17 protein-coding genes and 3 pseudogenes are annotated in these 21,426 nt (G+C 32.6%); 14 read left to right on the top strand and 6 right to left on the bottom strand.

Annotation, left to right across the window (positions count from 1 at the left end; all coding sequences use genetic code 11):
- The first annotated feature begins 337 nt into the window (after positions 1–337).
- Complete coding sequence (locus SJW71_RS18075; protein WP_431811316.1) at positions 338–877, top strand: hypothetical protein; 540 nt, start codon at positions 338–340, stop codon at positions 875–877.
- 849 nt (positions 878–1,726) lie between these two features.
- Here SJW71_RS18075 and SJW71_RS18070 read toward each other — a convergent pair.
- Complete coding sequence (locus SJW71_RS18070) at positions 1,727–3,079, bottom strand: lytic polysaccharide monooxygenase (protein ID WP_431811315.1); 1,353 nt, start codon at positions 3,077–3,079, stop codon at positions 1,727–1,729.
- A 1,467-nt stretch (positions 3,080–4,546) separates the two neighbouring features.
- Between SJW71_RS18070 and SJW71_RS18065 the strand changes: the two genes are divergently transcribed.
- The 5 genes and pseudogenes from SJW71_RS18065 to SJW71_RS18045 all read left to right on the top strand — a co-directional run.
- On the top strand, positions 4,547–5,242 hold the full coding sequence (locus tag SJW71_RS18065) for an alpha/beta fold hydrolase (protein ID WP_429978664.1): 696 nt from the start codon (positions 4,547–4,549) through the stop codon (positions 5,240–5,242).
- A gap of 204 nt (positions 5,243–5,446) precedes the next feature.
- On the top strand, positions 5,447–5,734 hold the full coding sequence (locus SJW71_RS18060) for a hypothetical protein (protein WP_312507568.1): 288 nt from the start codon (positions 5,447–5,449) through the stop codon (positions 5,732–5,734).
- Positions 5,735–5,804: 70 nt separating this feature from the next.
- Positions 5,805–6,950 (top strand): annotated as a pseudogene (locus SJW71_RS18055) (MFS transporter); the annotation flags it as partial.
- 512 nt (positions 6,951–7,462) lie between these two features.
- Positions 7,463–8,047 (top strand): hypothetical protein, encoded by a 585-nt coding sequence (locus SJW71_RS18050; protein ID WP_431811314.1) that lies wholly within the window; start codon positions 7,463–7,465, stop codon positions 8,045–8,047.
- A 524-nt stretch (positions 8,048–8,571) separates the two neighbouring features.
- Positions 8,572–8,673, top strand: a pseudogene (locus SJW71_RS18045) (PLP-dependent aminotransferase family protein); the annotation flags it as partial.
- Here SJW71_RS18045 and SJW71_RS18040 read toward each other — a convergent pair.
- A pseudogene (locus SJW71_RS18040) lies at positions 8,673–9,707 on the bottom strand (PLP-dependent aminotransferase family protein); the annotation flags it as partial. The pseudogenes SJW71_RS18045 and SJW71_RS18040 sit on opposite strands and share 1 nt — an antisense overlap.
- 125 nt (positions 9,708–9,832) lie before the next feature.
- Here SJW71_RS18040 and SJW71_RS18035 point away from each other — a divergent pair.
- The gene (locus SJW71_RS18035) at positions 9,833–10,792 is read left to right on the top strand and encodes a proline dehydrogenase family protein (protein ID WP_431812222.1); all 960 of its coding nucleotides are present in this window, start codon (positions 9,833–9,835) and stop codon (positions 10,790–10,792) included.
- A gap of 380 nt (positions 10,793–11,172) precedes the next feature.
- Here the strand turns inward: SJW71_RS18035 and SJW71_RS18030 are convergent, their stop codons facing one another.
- Positions 11,173–12,060, bottom strand: coding sequence for a LysR family transcriptional regulator (locus SJW71_RS18030; protein WP_431811313.1), 888 nt, complete (start codon positions 12,058–12,060; stop codon positions 11,173–11,175).
- A gap of 109 nt (positions 12,061–12,169) precedes the next feature.
- Between SJW71_RS18030 and SJW71_RS18025 the strand changes: the two genes are divergently transcribed.
- From SJW71_RS18025 to SJW71_RS18010, 4 genes are all read left to right on the top strand, one after another.
- Positions 12,170–13,357 (top strand): MFS transporter, encoded by a 1,188-nt coding sequence (locus tag SJW71_RS18025; RefSeq protein ID WP_431811312.1) that lies wholly within the window; start codon positions 12,170–12,172, stop codon positions 13,355–13,357.
- A 306-nt stretch (positions 13,358–13,663) separates the two neighbouring features.
- Positions 13,664–14,149 (top strand): hypothetical protein, encoded by a 486-nt coding sequence (locus SJW71_RS18020; protein ID WP_322605456.1) that lies wholly within the window; start codon positions 13,664–13,666, stop codon positions 14,147–14,149.
- A 282-nt stretch (positions 14,150–14,431) separates the two neighbouring features.
- The gene (locus SJW71_RS18015) at positions 14,432–14,986 is read left to right on the top strand and encodes a TetR/AcrR family transcriptional regulator C-terminal domain-containing protein (RefSeq protein WP_322605455.1); all 555 of its coding nucleotides are present in this window, start codon (positions 14,432–14,434) and stop codon (positions 14,984–14,986) included.
- A gap of 180 nt (positions 14,987–15,166) precedes the next feature.
- A complete protein-coding gene (locus SJW71_RS18010; protein ID WP_322605454.1) occupies positions 15,167–16,189 on the top strand; it encodes a 2,3-butanediol dehydrogenase in 1,023 nt (340 codons plus the stop codon).
- Between the two features lie 388 nt (positions 16,190–16,577).
- On the opposite strand, the gene SJW71_RS18005 is transcribed toward SJW71_RS18010, so the two are convergent.
- Positions 16,578–17,519: an alpha/beta hydrolase gene (locus tag SJW71_RS18005; RefSeq protein WP_431811311.1), complete on the bottom strand. Its 942-nt coding sequence runs from the start codon at positions 17,517–17,519 to the stop codon at positions 16,578–16,580.
- 689 nt (positions 17,520–18,208) lie between these two features.
- On the opposite strand from SJW71_RS18005, the gene SJW71_RS18000 reads away from it, so the two are divergent.
- The 3 genes from SJW71_RS18000 (at position 18,209) to SJW71_RS17990 (ending at position 19,730) form a co-directional block, all read left to right on the top strand.
- The gene (locus SJW71_RS18000) at positions 18,209–18,646 is read left to right on the top strand and encodes a hypothetical protein (protein ID WP_431811310.1); all 438 of its coding nucleotides are present in this window, start codon (positions 18,209–18,211) and stop codon (positions 18,644–18,646) included.
- A 359-nt stretch (positions 18,647–19,005) separates the two neighbouring features.
- Positions 19,006–19,236 (top strand): ArsR/SmtB family transcription factor, encoded by a 231-nt coding sequence (locus tag SJW71_RS17995; protein WP_429979505.1) that lies wholly within the window; start codon positions 19,006–19,008, stop codon positions 19,234–19,236.
- Positions 19,233–19,730 carry an SRPBCC family protein gene (locus tag SJW71_RS17990; protein WP_431811309.1) on the top strand — a complete coding sequence of 166 codons (498 nt, stop codon included), beginning with the start codon at positions 19,233–19,235 and terminating at the stop codon, positions 19,728–19,730. The genes SJW71_RS17995 and SJW71_RS17990 overlap by 4 nt, the downstream gene beginning before the upstream one ends.
- A 345-nt stretch (positions 19,731–20,075) precedes the next feature.
- Here SJW71_RS17990 and SJW71_RS17985 read toward each other — a convergent pair whose 3' ends face one another.
- Positions 20,076–20,528: an SgcJ/EcaC family oxidoreductase gene (locus SJW71_RS17985; protein WP_431811308.1), complete on the bottom strand. Its 453-nt coding sequence runs from the start codon at positions 20,526–20,528 to the stop codon at positions 20,076–20,078.
- Position 20,529: 1 nt separating this feature from the next.
- Positions 20,530–21,117 (bottom strand): PadR family transcriptional regulator, encoded by a 588-nt coding sequence (locus SJW71_RS17980; RefSeq protein WP_274796122.1) that lies wholly within the window; start codon positions 21,115–21,117, stop codon positions 20,530–20,532.
- Between the last annotated feature and the right edge of the window lie 309 nt (positions 21,118–21,426).

Genomic DNA, 21,426 nt, shown 5'->3' with positions numbered 1-21,426 from the left:
GGTGCTGTTGTTTTATTTTGAAAAATTACATTTTACTAGCGTTTTATCAGATATTGTTAAAAGAAAACTGAGGATGTTATTGTTAGCTTTAAACGTTTTTTATTCTTTTATTCAATAATAGTTATTCAGAATCAACATACCGGTTGAGAATATTTTACCATGCACTACACTTACACTTTCTACGTATTTTTCTATTAAATTGTCTAAAAAGTTCTCTTTTATCAACGATCGCTCCTGGAATTTATTTGTAAATATTTTTTGAAAAAAGTAGTAGCCGTTAAATAATGTAATATGGTATTATAGCTATATACCAATATTTTACATAGGAGTTGATATAATGTTAAAAAGGTTAATTTTATCATTATTACTATTGCTATCAGTAGTTGGTGCAGCTTTTACAATTGATTCAAAAATAGCTGCAGCAGAAGAAGTAAATTCAGAAGAAGAAGTAAATTCAGAAGAAGAAGTAAATTCAGAAGAGGTTACACCTTATTTTATTAATGATTTCCGATATAGAAAGGTAAATGTTAAAACATACAATGAATGGTCGGGCTATAAAAGAGCTTCTGATAATATAACAACAGGCAAAGGAGGCGGTTCTATTACAGCAACCAAAAGTGTCACTTTTGGAACAGAAGTATCTGGAGAAATAGATGGACTAGGTATATCAACATCAAAATCTATCACAAGTGCAATTGGATATACATTAAATGCTGACCCTAATACAACCGTTTATATGGGGTATAGAGTATATTATAAAGTGGAATCGGGTACTAGAGAGTATTATGATTTAGTAACTGGAAAAGTATTAAGAAGTAATAGTTATACTGTTAAGGTTCCACAATATGGTGAGTTTAAATTAATAAATGCTAAGTAAACAATTAACTGAAACAAGACTAGCTAATATAGTTAGTCTTGTTTCATTTTTTTAGAAAAGAAGTATCCTAATTTTGATAGTGAATATAATAAAAAAATAATCATTAAATTCCTGGATATTACATATCCATCAATTGCTAAATCGTAACCCTTTGGTATTAAAATATTACTGTTAAACAGAATATATATTGTAGATAAAATAGGAATAAGAATACATAAAAGTCCTAATAATTTATATTTGCTATCCATAGTTATCTTCACCTACTCAATTATTTTATTCATATTATTTTAACATTTTTCTTTACATTTTAAAATTGTAATTTTAGTTATTATTTAACAGGAGTTTTATGTTTAGCCTATTTCTTGAGGGGCGTTACTCTAAAAAGGTTTAAAATTTTAAAATGCTCGTTTTAAGCTAACGGGGCCGTATGCTGAATTTCCGCTCCAGTCGCGACAATTGTAAAAAGTAGTGATGGAGAGTCTAGAACAAAATGCGTCTTTTTTAGATTTTCCACTCTTTAGATGAAGTATGTAAAACTTTTTATTTTATTCCCTTTGTAAGCAATATAGGGTTTTAAAACAAAATCAATGGAAACCTGGAATATAAAAGCCTTGGCCCAATACCTGGTTAATGTTATGCACGGAATTACAGTGACCACTGTAACTGCGGATCGTGAAATGCTGGACAATATTGTGCGCAATTCACTTTACTTTCTGCCGTGAGCACAAGAGAATACAATAGAAGGAGCTATACGTTTATGTACAGCTCTTTTTGGTGTTTATAAAGATAGTGTCGTTTACTTAGTAATCGGCAAGAACGTTATAATAATTTGTTTATTACACTTAATTTTTATTGGATTTCTTTCCATAAAGACAACGCGTTGATCCAATTTGGATCTCCGTATCCTTGATAGCTTTGAACAGCTTCATAATTCTTTCCTTGGTATTCTACCTTATCTCCTTTTGTATACGCCTTAAACGGATTCCATTGTTCATAAGAAGCTCCGAGGTCTTTTGTTGTTACAGTTAAAATTGGACTTTTAATGGATTCATTTCCAGCTGTATCTACAGAAGTTACTGCATACTTATATGTCGTATTTGCTTGGAGATTCTTGTCCATAAATGATGTAGTTTTTGATGTCCCAACAACAGTCATAGGTTCAACTTGTGTCCCTTTATATATAACATAATGGTCAACTGCTACATTATCCTCTGATGCACTCCACATTAAGTCTACACTAGAAGATGTTACTCCCATTGAGTGTAGTGCAGTCGGTTGCGTTGGTGTTTCTGTATCTGGAACAGTGTGCATTGTCTCTACAACTGTCGATTCGCTTTCATTAGAAACATTTCCAGCAGCATCTACTGCTTTTACTGTATATGTATATTTAGTACTCGCTTTTAAATTTTTATCTGTGAATGATGTTCCTGGTACCACGCCAACTACTTTACCATCTCGTAATACCTGATATTCTTTTACACCCACATTGTCTGTAGAGGGATTCCATTTTAGTTCAGCACTGTTAGAAGTAACTTTTGTTGTAAGTAATCCATTTGGTTGAGTTGGAGCTTCTTTATCTACGTCTCCATTATTCACCAAATTAACATCAATTGCACTATAGAAGGCATTTGAAGTATCAGCTACATCCCAAACAGCTAGAATAATGTGGTACCCACTACGATCAGTTGGGACGTTAATTGTATGAGTTAAATTATTCGATGCGGCAGAACCATTATGTTCAACAGTACCAATCAGTTCAAGATCAGCACGAGATAATGGTTTATTAGGATTCCAACCACTTTTTGTAATATAATAATGCCATTTACTTGTTAAATGAGGGGCAGTATATTTCCATGTAAAAGTATTTAATCCTCCTGTAATCGTATTCTTAAACCAACGATCTGCAGTTTGTTGATCAAGGATACCACCAAATAGGCCCCCAGCAGATGCGATTTTACCATCAGCAGGTCCACTTTGTGGAAATCCTTTAGGTGCCTCTAGACTTTGTGGCTCGTACATAACGTTTCCACACATTAAGTTAAGTGCCCCATAATTTTGAGTACATAAAGCAGCTCTGCTAGCAGGTTTTTCAACAAACCCATGAGCATATGCATTTGGCGCCATTGAAACACCTATGATTCCAGCTGCTAAAATGGTAGCACTTAATCCTTTTTTGCTTAATTTTGTGAATTTAGTATTCATATAACTAGTCTCCTTTTGTTGGTATTAGAAAGCAACTAGTATGATAGCAATATATTAATAATTATTCAAAGTCTGTATATATAGTTAAATTGTAATGGTCGATAAAAACAATTTGTTTCAATATGGTTAGTTATATAGTCCTCAATCGAATATTTATCTTATTTTTTGGACTTATTTTCTATTAAAAATAACATATTATTTTATAAAAATCTTTAATTCTATTAAAATTTGTCAATTTCCGTACAGTTACTCTTCTCATCCATGTAATGACATAAAAAAAGTAGTTAGATTGAAACGAAACACTCAAATATTGCAACATGAAGTATCTAGCTAAAGCTCCTTTTGTTCAAAAATAGACTAAGAAGCAATATTGTAATAATTGGTGAAATTGTAGTAACTTAATTTAAATAACGGGAAGAACCCGCTTCAAGAAACCATTATGACATGGGCTTTTAAACATGGCATGGTATTTGAAGCGGGTTCTTTTTATTTATTGAAAAGAAAAGATTCGAAGGGAAGATAACTAATGTATTGAGTGCTTTGCATCAATACATACGATTATAATTTAACATGTCCATAAACATGAAAAATGCAAGGAAAGAGAATAATTTATTGATAATCAGCCAAATTTTTATTATTGTCTGCCAGTATTTATATTTTGTTATCGCTTCAGTTGAATTTTTATATCCCATTTTTAATTATCAGCATTCTCATAGGTATTATATAATGCAATCTAAAAAATATAATAATAATAAAAAGAATTCATTTATTGTGGAGTCTTTTTATTATGTCTGAGTAATCTGGTTTATCACTCACTAAGACTAAGAATGGAAATCTAAGATTGGAAATGAATAATTTTAAACTAAGGTAGGAGTTAACCTACCTTAGTCGGGCGGACAAAATAACAGGAAAATGATCGAACTTTTTTTAAAAAATCTTATACTTAATCTAAAAAGAGTAACTAACTACATTTTATCAATCATTTTTTAAAATGTAATTTTTGATAAGGAATGAGGGATATTTTTTAATCAATCTTTATAAAGCTACAAAAAGTTATAATCTAGTTTTAAATTGTATGTAGTATTCATTACGCTTCGTTTCCATCTTTCTTTTATTCCTTCAAAATTCCTTATGGCTTGAACTTACAATTTATAAGGAATATATTTCAAACTTTATTTGTCATATACAATTTTATAAAAAAGATTGATCATTTATAACAAAGCTCGATTATTTAAAACAAAGATTAACATTTATAATATAGTTTGATTAAAATTCCTTTGTTGATATGCAGGATTTTTTTGTTCAACTATCGGGCCAGATTGTTGAAGATAGAGCAATGAATATTATGGCTAAAGAGAGAAAGAGTTTAAGAAGGAAATATTCACACATTCGCTGAAATATTATATAGATATGGGACATTAAATAAATCGGGTTTCAAATGACGAACCCCCTAGGAGATGATCAGAGATGGAAATACGGGTGAATCAAATTGAATTGAATGGACTCACTTTTCAATATCGTGAGAGTGGGGAACCTTCTGCACCACCGGTGGTTGCACTTCACGCACTGGGAAAAAGTGCTGAATCATGGGATCAAGTAGCTACTGTATTAGGAGAAAAATATCGATTTTTAGCTTTAGATCAACGGGGTCATGGTGGTAGTGCAAGAACTAGTTCATATACTTTTGAACGAATGTGCGATGACTTGCTTCATTTTGCGAATGCAATGAATTTAGAAAGGTTTACGCTAATAGGTCATTCCATGGGGGGAACAGTATCATATATTTTTTCGGAAACATTTCCTTCAAGGATAGAACGGTTGATTGTTGAAGACACTCCTCCTCCTCCAGTTCCTGATAGGCCCTTTGTAATTCCTTCCAAACCATCTGAACCCCTCTCATTTGATTGGCAGGTTGTACCTTCGATTCTAGGGCAACTTAATGAGCCCAATCCCGAATGGTGGACACGTCTTACTGACATAAACATGCCGACTCTTATTATAGGTGGTGGGAGTACCAGTCATGTTCCTCAAAACAAATTGCAGGAGGTTTCTGAGCTTATTCCAAATTGCAATTTTATAACGGTAGAGGATGCTGGACACTTTGTGCATGATGCTAATTTACAAGCATTCTTAGCGGCTGTAAAAGCTTTTCTTAATTCCTAAGTTTCCAAATTTAACCTTTGCCTTCATTCTTTTTAAACAAACGGGCGCTTTTCTGAAATAGGAAAGCGTCTTTCTTCATGGAAAGGGCCAGATTGTTGAGCAACATGAATAAATATTTATAATGCAATCGCGATTGTGAAGGCTTAAACTTAAACTAACGAAACAGGTTAATTCAACAAATATAAAACAAAGGTTAGGGAAAAAATGAAGACAAACGAAGAAGTAGCTTGGAGAATAATAAAAAACACTTTTGCTTATTTAAAGTACCTCACCCTTTCCAAAGAAGAAAAGACTGAAGTTAATATAAGTTTAGTTCAAGAAAAATATTGGTTCCAAGAATTAGTGATTGCTCAACCATCTATACTTAAATTGATAGAAGGAGATAAAGAAATCAGGCAATATTTTTCATCGAGAAAGATGGTTAGAAAATTGCTCAGGGATAAAGAGGAACGGCAGCGTTTTAAAGGGCTATTAAACGATAAATTAAACTAAGTGATATTCAACAATCGGGCGCTTTCCTGGAAAAATGGAAAGTGCCTTTTAGATTAATTAGAGATCAAAACTATCACTATTAGGAGCTTTTGTAACAGGAACAGCAGAGTTTGTTGTTTCTGGAATTTTAGAACTGATTTCTTTTGAATTAGATGTTTCAATTTCAATAGCTGGCCAGTTGATTACGATTTATTCTTTATCTTATGCCATTGGAGCTTTGATTTTGGTCATACTAACGTCTAAATTGAACCGTAAAAAAGTGCTTTTATATGCTATCTCTATATTTATTCTAGGAAATCTAGTTGCATTTTTTAGCTATAATTTTGTCTTTCTTATGTTATCCAGAGTCATTATGGCGATGAGTGGAGGATTATACATTGTAGTTGCCACCAATTATGCTGCGCAAATTGCAGTTCCAGAAAAAAGAGGTAGTGCTATGGCAACAGTCATTACTGGTTTCACTGTTTCATTAGTACTTGGAGTGCCTATCGGTACATTTTTAGCTGGACATTTTGATTGGCACTATAATTTCTTAATCATTGCGTTTGGCACATTTTTTTTATTGATAGGACTTTACAAATTATTACCATATATAGAAGGGAACCAACCGTTGCCATTTAAACAACAGGTGCAAATTATTAAAGATAAACGAGTCGTTACAGGTTTAATGACAACGATCTTTTGGATATTAGGATATACTATGGTGTTTGCCTACATTGCTCCATTATTAAGTCATACTGCTGGCTTTTCTATTGAAATGACAAGTATCGCTTTATTTATTTTAGGCACTTTTGCTTTTATTGGTTCACGCTTTGGAGGATATGCGGTAGACAGATGGGGACCTAATCGAACAATATCATTAAGTTTATGTGTTCATATCATCTCTTTATTTGTACTAACATTTACACAGTATAGGGCAGTGGGTGTATTTGTCACACTAGCTTTTTGGGGAATAGCAACTTGGACAACGACACCAGCAAAGCAGTTTTATCTGATTTCACTAAAACCACAATCCTCTGAAACAGTTCTCAGTTTTAATACCGCCTTAATGAATGTGGGAATGATGCTGGGCTCTGTATTAGGAGGAATCATTATTCAATATACTAATATAGAAAATTTAAGCTGGATTGGTGGATTATTCGTTATACTCGCATTTATTTTTATCAGATGTTCTTTCTACCTAAATAAAAAAATTATGAAGCACCATCGACTTTAATGAATTAAAAAGTAATTTCTAAACTCAACTGCCTTGATATTCAGTTGGGTTTTTATTTTTTTAATACTCTTCGAATTTGGCATTTTATAAAAAATCTTGTTGAGGTTATGGAAGGGGAAATCATCACCCACATTTGAGTTGAGAAGGGAGGGGAAATGCATGTTAGAACGAACGTACCTAATGGCAAGTTCGCTGTGCATTTTAATGCCTTTTGTAAACGAGTATTGAAGAAGATAACAAGGAACTTTTATTAGAGTATGACTAATGAGTATAGGATTTAATAAACATCTTAGTTATTACATTAAAGGGCCATATTGTGGAATATAAATTTCAATAAAATGGTTATTTATGTTATAGTTTACATTAGATAGCGGAGTAACTTACTTACACTAACGGAGCAGGTTAGTTTAACCAGCAGGTTATTTTTTGAATGGCGAAGAAGTACTATATTAAAAGAAGATGGAAATATATCGAAGAAGGAATAATATTATACATATGGTGGGTGATAGTAAATGACTTTCTTATATTTAATTGTTGGATACTGTTCTTTATATTTAGTAATTTGGTTACATGAAGTTGGACATGGGATCGTATATGCAAAATATAAATGCAAAGACAATCCTTTTAAAGTTTATGTTCCATTCTATTTATTCTTCTCAACACCCCAGCCTGTTGATGAAATAAAGGCACAAACTCTAGATAGTAAAAAGTACTTTAATGTTGGCATGGCGGGCATAATAGTGAATCTGCTTTTTGGTATTCCTATATCCTTCCTTATGCTAACGAACGAGTTTAATAACTCTATTTTAGTATTCTTTTTTTATTCATTTGCTTTATTTCATTTAGTGGAAGCTGCAAGTTACTTGACAATTAGCAATGTTTTTCTTGCAAGTGATATGATAACTGTTCAAAACTACAAACCAAAATTAAGAATACCCTTATTTTTAATGGGGATATTCATAGTTGTTCTAATCGTTTTCATGCTGTTCAAAAGTCCAGATAGTTGGAAACTGGGATACATCATTTCAATAATAATCATGATTCTAAGCATGGGATTAGGAAGAGCCATCTTTAGCCGAAGAGCACGGGCTGCGTAGGCACTCTTTTTTCTTATTGCACTACGGGTGCTTTTGTCAAGTGGAGCAAAGTCTTTTAAGACATTGCTCCTTTTACATTTAAAAGTACTTCTGATAATACTCTTTCCTTAGCCTCTCGCTTAATTGAGCGTAGATTATAGATGTTTCGCTTTTCTCATACCCAATAAGACTTTGTATGACTTCTATGGAACTAATTAAACAAACCAGAAGTACAATTCCTAAAATGAATTGATTTTTTCTTGTTCAACTAACTGGCGCTTTACTTTAGCAAAGGGAAAACACCTTAATCGAATTATTATTGGGTATGGCCATCTAAAAAAAGAAGAAATAAAAGAGGGCGTAAGGAGATTACATCAAGCAATTTATAATACCAAAATCTTTAAGTAAGCCGGTTAATCCTTATTGAAAAGGAAAACCGGCTTTTTTAATCTAGAAATTGGTTTAATACGTTTTCCGTGTTTTTCTACAGTACCCTACTACAGAATTGCGCCCGATTGCTGAATATCAAGTCGGTGATTTGATTTTTGCTTCTTGCCCGTTTTATTGATGATGGTTATTTGGAACGACATATTTCGAAGATGAAGAAGATTTATAAAAGTCGAAGAAACTTCCTTATCCATTGTTTAAGCTGATTTAAAGAAGGCGTATGAAGATCCGAAAACCATTTTAGACTGCGGCATTTTTCAATAAGATGTGAAGGTAGAATTAAATATCCCATTCTAAGAGCAGGTGATAAGATTTTACTAAACGAACCAATATATAACACACGTTCCGGTTCCAATCCTTGTAATGAACTTACAGGTGGGCCTTCATATCTGAACTCACTGTCATAATCATCTTCAACAAGATAACAATTTGTTTTTCTCGAGTAATTAATCAATTGAATCCGTCGTTGAATTGGCAACGTTCCTCCTAACGGAAACTGGTGGGACGGAGTAACAAAGATGAATCTTGGAATATTATTTAATGGCAGCAAAGATGTCTTCATTCCATATTCGTCAACAGGTATAGGGTAAAGAAGAGCGCCTGAAGTTTTAAATATAGTTTGAATATCATTGGTGATTGGATCTTCCATTATCACTGTATCATCCGGCGATAAAAGTAATTTTGAGACAAGTGTCAGAGCTTGAGTTGCACCAGAAGTAATCACAATTTGTTCTGGATGACAATCAACACCCCTAGTTTTAAGTAAATAGCGCGATAAAACCTGCCTTAATTCCTGTCGTCCTTCAGGGAGGTCATACCCAAACGTAGAAGGTGATGCTTCATTCCATGTGCTGTGAGATAATTTCGCCCATGTCTTCCTTGGAAATAAATCCAGTGAAGGTATCCCTGAACGAAAGTTGATGATGTGATCTTCATTGTTTTCATCTTCACTCCAATGAAATAAAGGCGCCTTTTTATGTTGTTCTAAAAAAGCTCCTTCAGCAACAAATGTTCCAGCACCCCTTTTTGCAACTAAAAACCCTTCAGCCAATAATTGATCATACGCTTCCAAAATCACATTCCTGGACACATTCAACTCAGAAGATAGTTCACGTGTCGACGGTAGTTTTTCTTCTGATTGTAAGTCCCCGTTTAAAATTTGTTCTCGTATTTGCAGATAAACTTGTCTAAATAAAGGTATATCTAACGACCGGTCAATGGGTATCCAAAGCATATTTACATTTTCCCCTTTAATAAATAAAAGTGGTACCATCAAAAAAGATGTTAAGTGGTGCTAATATAAACCATTTTACCATGATAAAGTGGATTCAAATAGTAAAAAGGAGATGTATAAAAATGATGAAAACCCCAGAAGTTCAAGTCGCTCAAGCACTTAAATCGGTTGCACGAAATGAACATATTAAATCCTATATTCAACAATCCAATGAACTCTATCCATTATTATTGAAAGCTGCCAAACGGTTTGTTACAGGAGAAAATAAACAAGAAGGAATCGAGATAGCAAATGAGCTGATCTCAAAAGGTTATTTTATTTCACTTGAATACATAGGGGAAAATATAACAGATTTAAAAAAATGCATAAAAGCCAAAGATGAGTTTTTGAATCTCATAGAAGAAATGGGTTCTATGTCTATTAAGCAAACTGTTTCGCTTGATCTCTCACATATTGGATTATCTGTGAATCCAGAAACAGCTTATATTCATTTGCTTCAGATAGCCAAGAAAGCAAATATGTACGGAATTACACTTATGATAAGTATGGAGGAATTATCGAAAACGAATGACATTCTCGATGTCTATAAAAAAGCATCTGAGCAGTACCCAAATGTGGGGATAACTATACAGGCACACTTATATCGATCTAACAATGATATCCAGGAACTCATTCGTTATCCTGGGAAAATACGAGTTGTCAAAGGGGCTTATCAAGAATCTGCCGAAGTTGCTATGTCTAGATCGAAGGAATTGAATAACTGTTATCTTAAACTTGTAGAACAATTAATAGAAGCTAACCACCCAGTTTCTATAGCTACACATGATGAAACTCTTATTCAAGAAATTGTACACCGTCAATATCTTAATCATCCCAATGTAGAAATAGAAATGCTCTACGGAATACGTCCAGATTTGTTAAGTAATTTAAAAAGCAAAGAGTATAACTTTAAAGTATACTTGACTTACGGAAAAGAGTGGTACTTGTATTTATGTCATCGAATAGCTGAAAATCCGGAAAATCTATATCGTGCAGTAACAGATATGATCAATCAATCTTTACCAGAGAGTAGTAGATCATATTGAACAACCATTTAACCCTAAATTTTTGAAAATATATAGTCCAATTTTTTCACAAAAACAGAGGTATATGATGTTGAATCACAATAAAGATGTTACATGATGTATTTTATGTTTAAAATGAATTTTTCTTATTCCATTAAAGGGCGCGATTTAAGAGTAGAATCGCACTCTTTTTGCTTTTAAGGGCCAGATTCTTGAACAACTTTGATAAAAAATAATCAAACTTCTTATAAAACCGAAAGTTCACTAAGCTACATAAGAATCCATTTTGATCTATCTTTTTTTCAAAATAGATTAATTAATTTGCAATAAAATGCAGATTAATTAAAGATTTTTAATAAGGCTTTTTTCAAGCTTAATTAATGGAGCTGTTAATTTTTTACTTAATCTTTATCTTTTAAGTAATTATTGTGAAGATATGCTAGAAATACACGAGCAGAAGATGATAGATATTCTTCATTAAGCCAAGCTAGTCCTATTTGCCGCTTTATGGTACAAGATGAGAGCCGTATTCTTTTAACAGAATCATGAGGTGCTTCATCATATTGAGGTAAAATCGCAATCCCCAAGCCGGATGATACAAAACTAATAATCGTTGGAATATCTTCCCCTTCAAAAGAGGTATGTGGTATAAAGCCCTCTTTTAGAAAATACTTTTCAATTAAGCTATACATACTAAGATGTTTTTTAAATCCAATAAATGTTTCATCTTTCAATTCTGATAATGCAATTTCAGAACAATTAGCTAATCCATGATTAAGTGGTACGTATAAGAAAAACTCCTGTTCCAGAATCGGTAGCCATTGAAGTGAACTAGTTTTGTCAGTAGCGTTAATTAAACAAATATCTATATCTCTATTTAGTAACTTTTCAATATTCCCATTAATATTTTCTTGCACTAAGTTAATTTTTATATAAGGATATTTTTGACGAAATCCTTTAAGGATAGACGGCAAAATGGACATGCCTAATGTTTGTATAAAGCCAATATTGATAGTCCCATAGTCTGGATTTTCCATTCGCTTAATTTCATCCATTCCTGTGTTGATCTCTAACAGAGATTTTTCGACATGGGTTAAAAATGTCTTTCCGTACTTATTTAATTTGATATTTCGTCCAACACGGTCAAACAAATTTACGCCAAGCTCTTGTTCTAATTTTTTTATCGCTCTACTAAGTGCAGGTTGAGATAATAGCAATTCTTTTGAAGAAAGATGGAAATTTTCTGTCCTTGCAACAGATTGAAAATAGATTAAGTATTGCCACTCCATTTAACTCACTCCTAATAATTGATAACAAAAAAACATTATTATAATAAAAATTCTATCTTAGAAGTTATTGTATAACAAGTTTATAGTTATGTATAGGAGATGATATTCAATGATTGAAGGTAGAGTTGAAAAAAATAAAACGATTCAGTGGTGTATGTTTTTAGGCAGTATTGTAACATTTGCAATTCTTTATAGTCCACAAACTTTAATCCAATTATTTAGTAATACATATGGAATTTCATCAACATTAGCAAGTTTACCAGTATCAATTGCTACATTTACATTAGCTGTTACAATGCTTTTTGTTGCTGTTTTTTCTGATGCATATGGACGAAAGCAAATTATGGTTTGGTCGCTATTATTGGCATCAATTTTAAATATATTATTAGCGTTTAGTTCCAACTTTTATATTTTAGTTGGTATACGATTAATTCAGGGAATTGTGCTAGGTGGTTTTCCAGCACTAGCCATGACTTATTTAAGTGAAGAGATTAAAGGAAATGAATTGGGAAGAATTATGGGAATCTACGTTGCTGGTTCTGCATTTGGAGCATTTTTGGGTCGAATTGTAGTTAGTTCGATTTCAGATTTTATTTCTTGGCAAGCTGCAGTAGTAACTATGGGACTACTTAGTTTAATAATGGCGTTTTACTTTATGAAAAAATTGCCAAATTCTAGCAATTTCGAACGGCGTACTCTATCATTCGCAAATTGGTGTATTGGTATGAAAATTGCACTTTTTAATAAAAAATTAATCCTAGTCTATGGAATGGGCTTTTTATTTTTAGGTGTATATGTTGCTTTATTTAATTACATTAGTTTTCCATTATCAAATGAACCGTTCAATATGAGTCAAACACTAATTGGCTTTTTATTTATATTTCAACTAACAGGCACTTGGGGTTCTTATTTGTTTGGACGTTTATCTGAAAAATATCAACGTGCACCATTAATTCTGCTAGCGTTAGTACTTGCATTAGTTGGTTCGTTTTTAACATTATCTAGTCATTTAATTGTAATTATGTTGGGTTTAATGCTCTTTGCTGCTGGCTTTTTGGCGGGTCATAGTTTAGCAAGTGGATGGGTTGGCGTAATTGTTGAATCACATTGGAGGGCCTATGCTTCTTCTCTATACTTATTGTTTTACTACACTGGTTCTAGTGTACTTGGAACAATGGGGGGTGGATTTTTAGTAAGCAATGGGTGGCATGGTGTTATTAGGATGATAAGTACCGGGTTATTACTTATCGCTATTTTTTCAATGACATTATACTTTTTAAGTAAAAACAATAAATAAAATTTGTAAAAATATAAAATAAATCGATTTAAATAATAATATAAGTGCTAATGATTGTTTCAAATAGGAAAGGAAACGATAAGTGTTCTTCTTTGTTGTTAAAATTTAAGAAATGATGTACTCAAACTAATGGTAGCGTTAATTCAGGAATTTTTAAGGATTTTAGGGTGTTTTTCAATATTTCACAATCAGGCCTTTTCTGAAATTGGAAAGCGTCTTTCTTCATGAACAGGTTAAGATTGCAGAATAAGTACAATAATACTCATAGCGGTACTTGTAGACGATTGATAAAGGAGAAAACACATTATGTTTGGTTTTTTAAATAAAGCAAAATTAAAAAAAGATGATTTAAAAGGCATAGCAAAATTAATGTATCAAGATGTATCAGATGATTCATGGGATAAAGATAACCTTACTAAAAGAAATTTAGACTTCACTATTGAAAGCGTTCGTTATATTGATATCTATGTAAAAAGATTAATGAATACGGAGTTTGGTACTGAGCTGTTAAGTAAGCATTTTGATAGTTTAGTGGATCGTATAGGTGCATATATTGGCGAGGTCATTAAAAATAATATTAATCAAGATTTTTATTGGTTTGAATTTGATTCAGTACGTAATTATTCGCCTAATTCAGAGTTTAGTAATAACAGCACAAAGAGTGTTCTTTATTCCAAAAAGAAGAATATGGTGATATTACCTTTGAATGTGGTGTCAGAATTTTTGAAAGGGAGGTCGCCCTACAGTAATCTTCTTACTTACGTAGAAGAAATTATTAAGCAAAATACTTAAAAAAGAATGTTACTCAACAATCGGGTGCGATTCTGTAATAAGGATCAACGTTCGATCTCATTATAGGGTCATATTTTAATAAATGATAATTGATAAAACTGTAAATCAATATATTCATTTCTACTATTTTTACGTAGTTCAAATTTATGAAAAGTAATATTTTTAAGTGAAAAAATTTTTATTATTATTATCAATTAGGAAACAATATAAATAAAATGGGATATATACAGCCAAAAACATTTCAAGCAATTATTATGAGTTAAATATAGGAGGACACTTGAATTGAGTAATTTCACACGTTTACGCACACAAATCATAATAATGGACGCATTTATCGACTTATTAAAAGAAAAAACATTCTCATCCATCACAATTAATCATATTTGTGAAAAAGCAATGATTCACAGAAGTACATTTTACCGTCATTATGAAGATAAATATCAGCTATTTAGTGATGTATCAAATGCTATCGCAATAAACCTCTTTGAACAGACAAATCAAGGTTTGAATTTAGAACATACATTATTTGAAGAAATAATTGAATACATAGATGTTAATCGGCCATTGTTTTTTAATATTACCAGTAAAAATGACAGCCTTGAGTTATACGAAAAATTGATTCAATTTGGCACGGAAAATTTATATAAGAATTCGATGAAATTTAATGATTCTATTTCTAAAAAAATCCAAAATTCTGATTATCCAAAAGTACTATGTGATTTCTACAGTAGTGGTTTTTTTATTATTGTAAAAAAATGGGTAAATAATGAATATCCATTTTCGAAAAAAGAACTTATTCATATCGTCAACAATTTTCTCGCAAATGAATCAAAATAACAAATATGTCTCTTTTTGATTCATATATTCTTTTTTATTCATCGTTTTCCTCCAACACCTATGATAGATTAATGAACGTAAGAAAGGGAATATGAGAATATGAGTAAAGCTTTACAAATTGAATTGGGAAAAGACTCAAATTATATTCCTAATAACTATATAATTCAGGAGGATTTTTCAATGAAAGCTGCAGTGTGGTATGGCGAAAGAGATATTCGTATCGAGGAAAGAGAAACAAAAGAATTACAACCCCATGATGTAAAAGTTAAAGTGGCATGGGCAGGTATTTGTGGTTCTGATTTACATGCATATTTGCATCCAGATTCAGTACCAATGAATAAGAATATGGTAATCGGACATGAATTTTCTGGTGAAATTGCAGAGGTTGGTTCTCACGTAACAAAATTTAAAGAAGGTGACAGAGTATGTATCTACCCAATGATGCTTAAAGATCCTTCAAACGCTGAAATTGAACGTTTCATTACTTTAGACGCAGTTGGTGCACAAATCGACGGAGGGTTTGCTGAATACGTAATTCTTCCACAAAAAACGATTTTTAAAATTCCAGATAATTTACCATTAGAATTAGCTGCAATGGTTGAACCAGCAGCTGTATCTTTCCAATCAATTAAGGATTCAAATGTAAAAGAAGGAGATACTGTCGTTGTCTATGGAGCGGGTCCTATTGGGCTATTTGCTGTTTTAGCTGCGAAAGCTGTTGGCGCTTCTAATATTATTGTTATCGATTTATTTGATAGTCGACTCGACAAAGCAATCGAAGTGGGTGCGACACATGTCTTAAATGCTAAAAATGGGAATCCTGTTGAAGCAATTCGTGAATTATTCCCAAATGGAGCAGATGTGACAATCGAAGCTGCAGGTGTTGAGTCAACATTTAATCAGGCAATTCAATCAACTAAAGTTCGTGGCACAATGATGGTTATTAGCTTCCACACTCAAAATATCCAGTTTAATGCTCCTGCTTCCTTACTCTTTAGTGGTGTAGAAATAATGGGATCTGTGGGATACAGTAATGAGACTTATAATGAGGTCATTGAATTACTTGCTAATGGAAGATTGCCAGCGCAATCTATTATTACAAGTAAAATAGAGATCGATCATATCGTAGAGCAAGGCTTTGAAGCTTTAATTAATGATAAATCTCAAGCAAAAATTCTAGTTAAATTAAGTGGCGCACATTAATCATATTAAGAGCTTGTAAAGCGACCCCGAAATAGAGTGGAATTTAAAAAATACCTCTTGAATATGCATACTAAGTATGTAAAATTCAGGAGGTATTTTCAGTTTGAAGTAAAGCGTTTTACACCCACAAATAAAATGGAAAGTAGTTAAAATGAAAATGAACTACACTTAATTACTTCCTTCTGAAAATACAGTTACCTATCATGAAAAATTAAAGTAGGCCACCAGTTGAAGGAGCTATCAAGCCATTGGAAGGCATGTGAACGATACAATATCAATCACATGCCCAAAATGTTACCCAATGAAATAACGAATGTCTAACAATGGGTATCACTTCATTTGTAAGTGTGTTGTAGTGTGTTTTTTAAGAGATTAAGTTTCACTTTATCTACTTTCTTGCGAATCCAGTCTTAACCGCTCGTACATAATCATTCAAAGCGTGGATTGATATATCGGCATCTGGGTGGAACATTTCAAACCCATGATATGCTCCAGGATATAAATGAAATTCAACATCAACTCCAGCTTCCGCAAGTTTGGTTACATAGGTTAATGTTTCACTACGGAATGGATCTAATTGCCCAACACATGTGTAGGTGCGTGGTAGATTACGATAATCTTCTGCTCGAGCCGCGGCTGCATAGACAGGAATATCATCCGTTCCATGTAATTTTCCTAAATACATTTTCCAGCCAGCTTCATTTGATTTTTGATTCCAGACAAATCCTTCTTTAATTTCATTTGTAGAAGGTGTATTATTACGGTCATCAATCATTGGATAAAGCGGCATTTGGAAACAAATAGAAGGGTATTGACGATCACGGGCTAATAAAGTTAATGCCGCTGTTAGTCCACCACCAGCGCTTACTCCTGCAACGCCAATTCGGTTTGAATCAATGTTTAATGTCTCTGGGTTATCAGCAATCCATTTTAATGCTGCATAACAATCTTCAATTGGAGCTGGATAAGGGTGTTCAGGAGCTAAACGGTAGTCTACAGAAACGACCACACAGCCAACTTCTTTTGCAAATTTTACACAAAGATCTTCATTATCATTTATAGAGCCTAAGATATAACCACCACCATGAATCCATAATAGGGCAGGTAAGGCTTCATTATTTGATTTTGGACGATAAATTTTTAATCGTACTGGATTTGCATCAGGTCCTTCAATGACTTCATCTGTTAACGAAAGGGATTCATCAACAACGGTTGCTGGGAAGACTTTTGCAGCTTCTTCTCTCATTGCTTGCAAAACCTCTGGACGTAAATCTTGATCTGGATACATTTCTAAGCCTGGTAATAAAGCTGGATTTACACGGTTCTTCATTTTAAAACCCCCTTTCTAGAATTTTCACAAAAAGTGAATATATACTAAGCAATTTAATTTTTTTGTGCAATCATCAAAATTAAATTGTAACTTAGCTATGTTTGTAATTTATCATAGAGAATAGAGAAAAACGATGAATAAAAAAGTGTATATGTATCGAGATGAGACAAATATCTTGAAATGGTTCATTGAAAATGAAACGCAAGGTTTTAAGCACCGTCCATTGTATTGCTTAGTCAAGACTTAACAAATAGAGTTTGGACTTAATAGAAGAAGGAAAGGTCTTTTTGTAAATCGATGATCAAATTGGTACTAAAACTAGAGTGGGCGGTTAGGGCAAGTAGATACATTGCAAGGTATTGAAAGGGGATTAGGGAATATTGAGAAACAATTAAGTTCTTCAACAATCGGGCGCGATTCTGTAATAAGAATCGGCGCTCATTTTCATAAAAGGGCCAATTAATTGAATTACACTTCTAAATTTAAAATGGTGTTTTATGTTAATTTTTATGTGAGTTTTTGAAAAAATGTACTTAAGAAAATGGGCAGTTTAGCTTTAGAAGAATAGAGGTTTTGATAATCTTAATGTCGTAAAGAATGTATAAGCGCATAAAACAGAAGGAGAGGTACTTTGAAAAAAATTAGGGAAGCAACAAAAGAGGATATGATAGAAATTTATAGGATGGGCTATGATGTTTGGGGGAGATAATCTGCCATATGAAAAATATATAACTATGTGCCAGGCTTCCAATAAGTATAAAAAGGGAAAGTGGTACGTTCTTGAAGCAACAGATACAAAGCAACTATTAAGCTCTCTCATCGTATATGAACTAAATCTTTCAGAAGACCAAATTGTAAAAGGGCTTGGTTCAATCGCTACTCCTTTAAATTTAAGAAAAAAAGGATATGCTTCTTTATTGGTCAAAGAAACGATAAATAAACTAGAGCAGGAAGAAAACTGTAACAACTTTTTCCTTTATAGTGATATTGGGATAGAATTTTACAAAGGATTAGGTTTTATTGTACTACCTAATGATAGTCAAAAATATAACGACAGTGTTTGTATGTATTACTCAAAAGAAAATAAGATCGGCTCCATATCACTTGATATCCCAGATTACTTTTAACGGACATCCAAAGTAACGGGGGCTTTAGTTAAATAACAATCTTCAACAATCGGACGCTTTTCTGAAATTAAGGAAAGCGTCCTTATTTATGGAAGTGTCCAGATTATGGAAGATTCCATATTCATATGTTATTTTGTAAGAGGACAGAATGTAGAAAAAGAAAGATTAGATTGTTTAATATTTAACTACATGGTTGAATGTAAATTAAAAGGTTGTTATATTTAACCACATGGTTAACCATAATAAAGATAACTTAAATGTAACTTTTCATGCTTTAGCTGATTCAACAAGAAGTGAAATAGTTCGTATGTTGGCGCAAAAAAGAAAGGACTATTTCTGAATTAGCAGAGCCCTTTGATATGTCTTTGACTAGTATTTCAAAACATATAAAAGTTCTGGAGCGGGCAAAACTTGTTGAAAGGAGTGTAAATGGAAGAATTCATTTATGTCGGTTAAACAAGGAATCATTATCCCAAGCAACGGAATGTTTTATGAAAAGTCCTGGAACAATCGTTTCAATCTTTTGGAAAGTGAATTATTCAAAGCAAAAAATAAAGAACATTAATTTACATAAAGGAGTGAATGTATGAGTGACGTTTCCACAACCACTTTAATAATGATAAGAATTTTTGATGTATCGACTGAAAGAGTTTTTAATGCATGGTTGAACCCAGAAATGATGAGAAAATGGTTTTTCACATTGGAAGGGACGAATAAGATAACACAAAATAATCCGCAAGTTGGTGGTACTTGGGAAATTGTTGACCATCGGGAAGGGAAGGATTACCGTGCGATTGGGGAGTACCTTGAAATTGATTCTCCGAAAAAAATCGTGTTCACTTTTAAAATGCCACAATTCAGCGAATTAGAAGATACGATTATAGTTGAGCTAAAAGAACTTAAACAAGGCTGTGAGATGACATTCAAACAAGTTATTCATGTTCCTCATGAAAAGAATTGGTCAGAATCTGATATAGAAAAAGCCCTTGTCGAATGGCATGACAGTACCGAACATGGCTGGAATTTAATGTTTATGGGGCTTAAAGAATTATTGGAGACAGGAAAAATTAGCTATAAAGGCTAGAAACACAATAAAATTTATATGAAAAAAAGCGTTTACCCTAAAACTTGAAAAACATTCCTTCAATTATCGGGCGCTTTATTGAAATTAATCTGCACCACAAATGATAGACACAAATCTAAATTTTGGGTGCAGATTATAGTAAGGAATGCGTCTTCTATAGTTAAAGTATTAAGTAACAATATAGTCCTTTAAAAATAATAAAGTTGTTTAAATATCCTTTTTTAATTAAAAGGGAAGGTTGATTAAAAAAGGATATTTACTTTTATTTCTTGAATTCCTAATTTAATCGTAAATTAGAGAAGGGAGCGAGATTATTGTGATGATAAAATAAGGTAACCATGAAAATCATTGTACCTTTTTACCTTTTTTCATAAACCATTTGATTAAAAAGTTTGGTTCTTTGATCCGACAATTGTGAAAGGAAGTAATCTTCCATTCCCCATTTTGTTTAACTAATACATTCGTATTAATGGACGCCCTTTTCTCCGAATAATTTTTTTGGCTTGGCATTTTCGTATTTCCTATACAGTGAACTATAGCTAGGTCAGCATTGAGGAAACGAATGCTCGTAATCCGTCCTTGCATTTGCGAACCTTTTAAAACACCATTAAATAAATCTTGATGTGAATTCTCCACTTCTTCCCTGCCTTTTAAATGCTGACCGAAAAAAGTGATATAGTCTACATCTTCTGTAAAGCAATTCGCAAAAGCTCTTCCATCCCCATGACTCCATGCAGAAAACAATTCATTAAACAAAATGTTTATATCTTCATTATCTTTTTTCCATTCTTGTGTCATTTTAATAATCCTTTCTTTTTTCGTTTTTTATGCTCATCATAATTTGTTCCTTAAGATGAGTTGCCCATTGCTTTTCCAGACTCCACTGCTCTGTATTTAGACGCATCAAACTCTTGATGGCCGAATAAAATGAGGTACCTTGTATGGACTTCACTTGCTCAGGATTTTCGTCAAATTCTAATTGCTGCGACTTGATATGCTCAATTGCTGTTTGGCAATATTTTATATAGTGATTAACCAAATAGATCTGATCTTCTTCGCTTAAGAACTCTAGATAAATGGCCTTTATGTGGAAAATTTTTTGGTAATTCCCAACGTTTTTTTTGGTATCCATCATCAACTCAAAAAAACGATCTTTCCCCTTATTAGTTATTTCGAAAGTACGAGATGGTCGTTCGGTCGGAAAAGGGACGGTGGCTGGATCAGCCTCTTGAATTAGACCAGCTTTTTCTAATTTATTTAACAATGTTGAAAGCGTTCCTCTGCTCACTTGTTCCCATGGGCCAATGGTGTCATTAGATATTTTTGAGATAAGATAAGCATGTAATGGAAATTTCATTAATAGCGAAAGAACAAGAAGTTCATACATCCATGATCAACCTCCTTTTATTAGTTTTATTAAAATGGTTTTTTTAAAACTATATGTTGTTTTTTATTTTTTGTCAATAAAAATCAAAAAAATTCATCTGAAAAACGAATGAGAGGATAATTTCTCTTAAACTTTCTAAGAAGCTCTTCTGCAATATCTCTTGTAAGTAGCTAGGTGGCCCTTAAAAGTATTGAACAGTCTTCCATTATCGATGGAAAGGGCAATTTTATGGATTAAGGTAACTTTTTTGTCTTGAAAGAAATAATTTTTTTAGTTCTTCCAATGAAGAAAGGTGGTATAAAGGAAAAC

Origin of the sequence: Lysinibacillus sp. FW12, from assembly GCF_050817245.1 — a bacterium.
In the GTDB taxonomy this organism is placed as follows: Bacteria; Bacillota; Bacilli; order Bacillales_A; family Planococcaceae; genus Lysinibacillus; species Lysinibacillus irui.
This window is presented reverse-complemented; position numbering and strand designations above follow the sequence as displayed.

Excerpts from the sequence above, each read along its gene's own strand:
- SJW71_RS18075 (WP_431811316.1), top strand. The coding sequence starts at position 338 with ATGTTAAAAAGGTTAATTTTATCATTATTACTATTGCTATCAGTAGTT.
- SJW71_RS18070 (WP_431811315.1), bottom strand. The coding sequence starts at position 3,079 with ATGAATACTAAATTCACAAAATTAAGCAAAAAAGGATTAAGTGCTACC.
- SJW71_RS18065 (WP_429978664.1), top strand. The coding sequence starts at position 4,547 with ATGGAAATACGGGTGAATCAAATTGAATTGAATGGACTCACTTTTCAA.
- SJW71_RS18060 (WP_312507568.1), top strand. The coding sequence starts at position 5,447 with ATGAAGACAAACGAAGAAGTAGCTTGGAGAATAATAAAAAACACTTTT.
- SJW71_RS18050 (WP_431811314.1), top strand. The coding sequence starts at position 7,463 with ATGACTTTCTTATATTTAATTGTTGGATACTGTTCTTTATATTTAGTA.
- SJW71_RS18035 (WP_431812222.1), top strand. The coding sequence starts at position 9,833 with ATGAAAACCCCAGAAGTTCAAGTCGCTCAAGCACTTAAATCGGTTGCA.
- SJW71_RS18030 (WP_431811313.1), bottom strand. The coding sequence starts at position 12,060 with ATGGAGTGGCAATACTTAATCTATTTTCAATCTGTTGCAAGGACAGAA.
- SJW71_RS18025 (WP_431811312.1), top strand. The coding sequence starts at position 12,170 with ATGATTGAAGGTAGAGTTGAAAAAAATAAAACGATTCAGTGGTGTATG.
- SJW71_RS18020 (WP_322605456.1), top strand. The coding sequence starts at position 13,664 with ATGTTTGGTTTTTTAAATAAAGCAAAATTAAAAAAAGATGATTTAAAA.
- SJW71_RS18010 (WP_322605454.1), top strand. The coding sequence starts at position 15,167 with ATGAAAGCTGCAGTGTGGTATGGCGAAAGAGATATTCGTATCGAGGAA.
- SJW71_RS18005 (WP_431811311.1), bottom strand. The coding sequence starts at position 17,519 with ATGAAGAACCGTGTAAATCCAGCTTTATTACCAGGCTTAGAAATGTAT.
- SJW71_RS18000 (WP_431811310.1), top strand. The coding sequence starts at position 18,209 with ATGATGTTTGGGGGAGATAATCTGCCATATGAAAAATATATAACTATG.
- SJW71_RS17995 (WP_429979505.1), top strand. The coding sequence starts at position 19,006 with ATGTCTTTGACTAGTATTTCAAAACATATAAAAGTTCTGGAGCGGGCA.
- SJW71_RS17990 (WP_431811309.1), top strand. The coding sequence starts at position 19,233 with ATGAGTGACGTTTCCACAACCACTTTAATAATGATAAGAATTTTTGAT.
- SJW71_RS17985 (WP_431811308.1), bottom strand. The coding sequence starts at position 20,528 with ATGACACAAGAATGGAAAAAAGATAATGAAGATATAAACATTTTGTTT.
- SJW71_RS17980 (WP_274796122.1), bottom strand. The coding sequence starts at position 21,117 with ATGTATGAACTTCTTGTTCTTTCGCTATTAATGAAATTTCCATTACAT.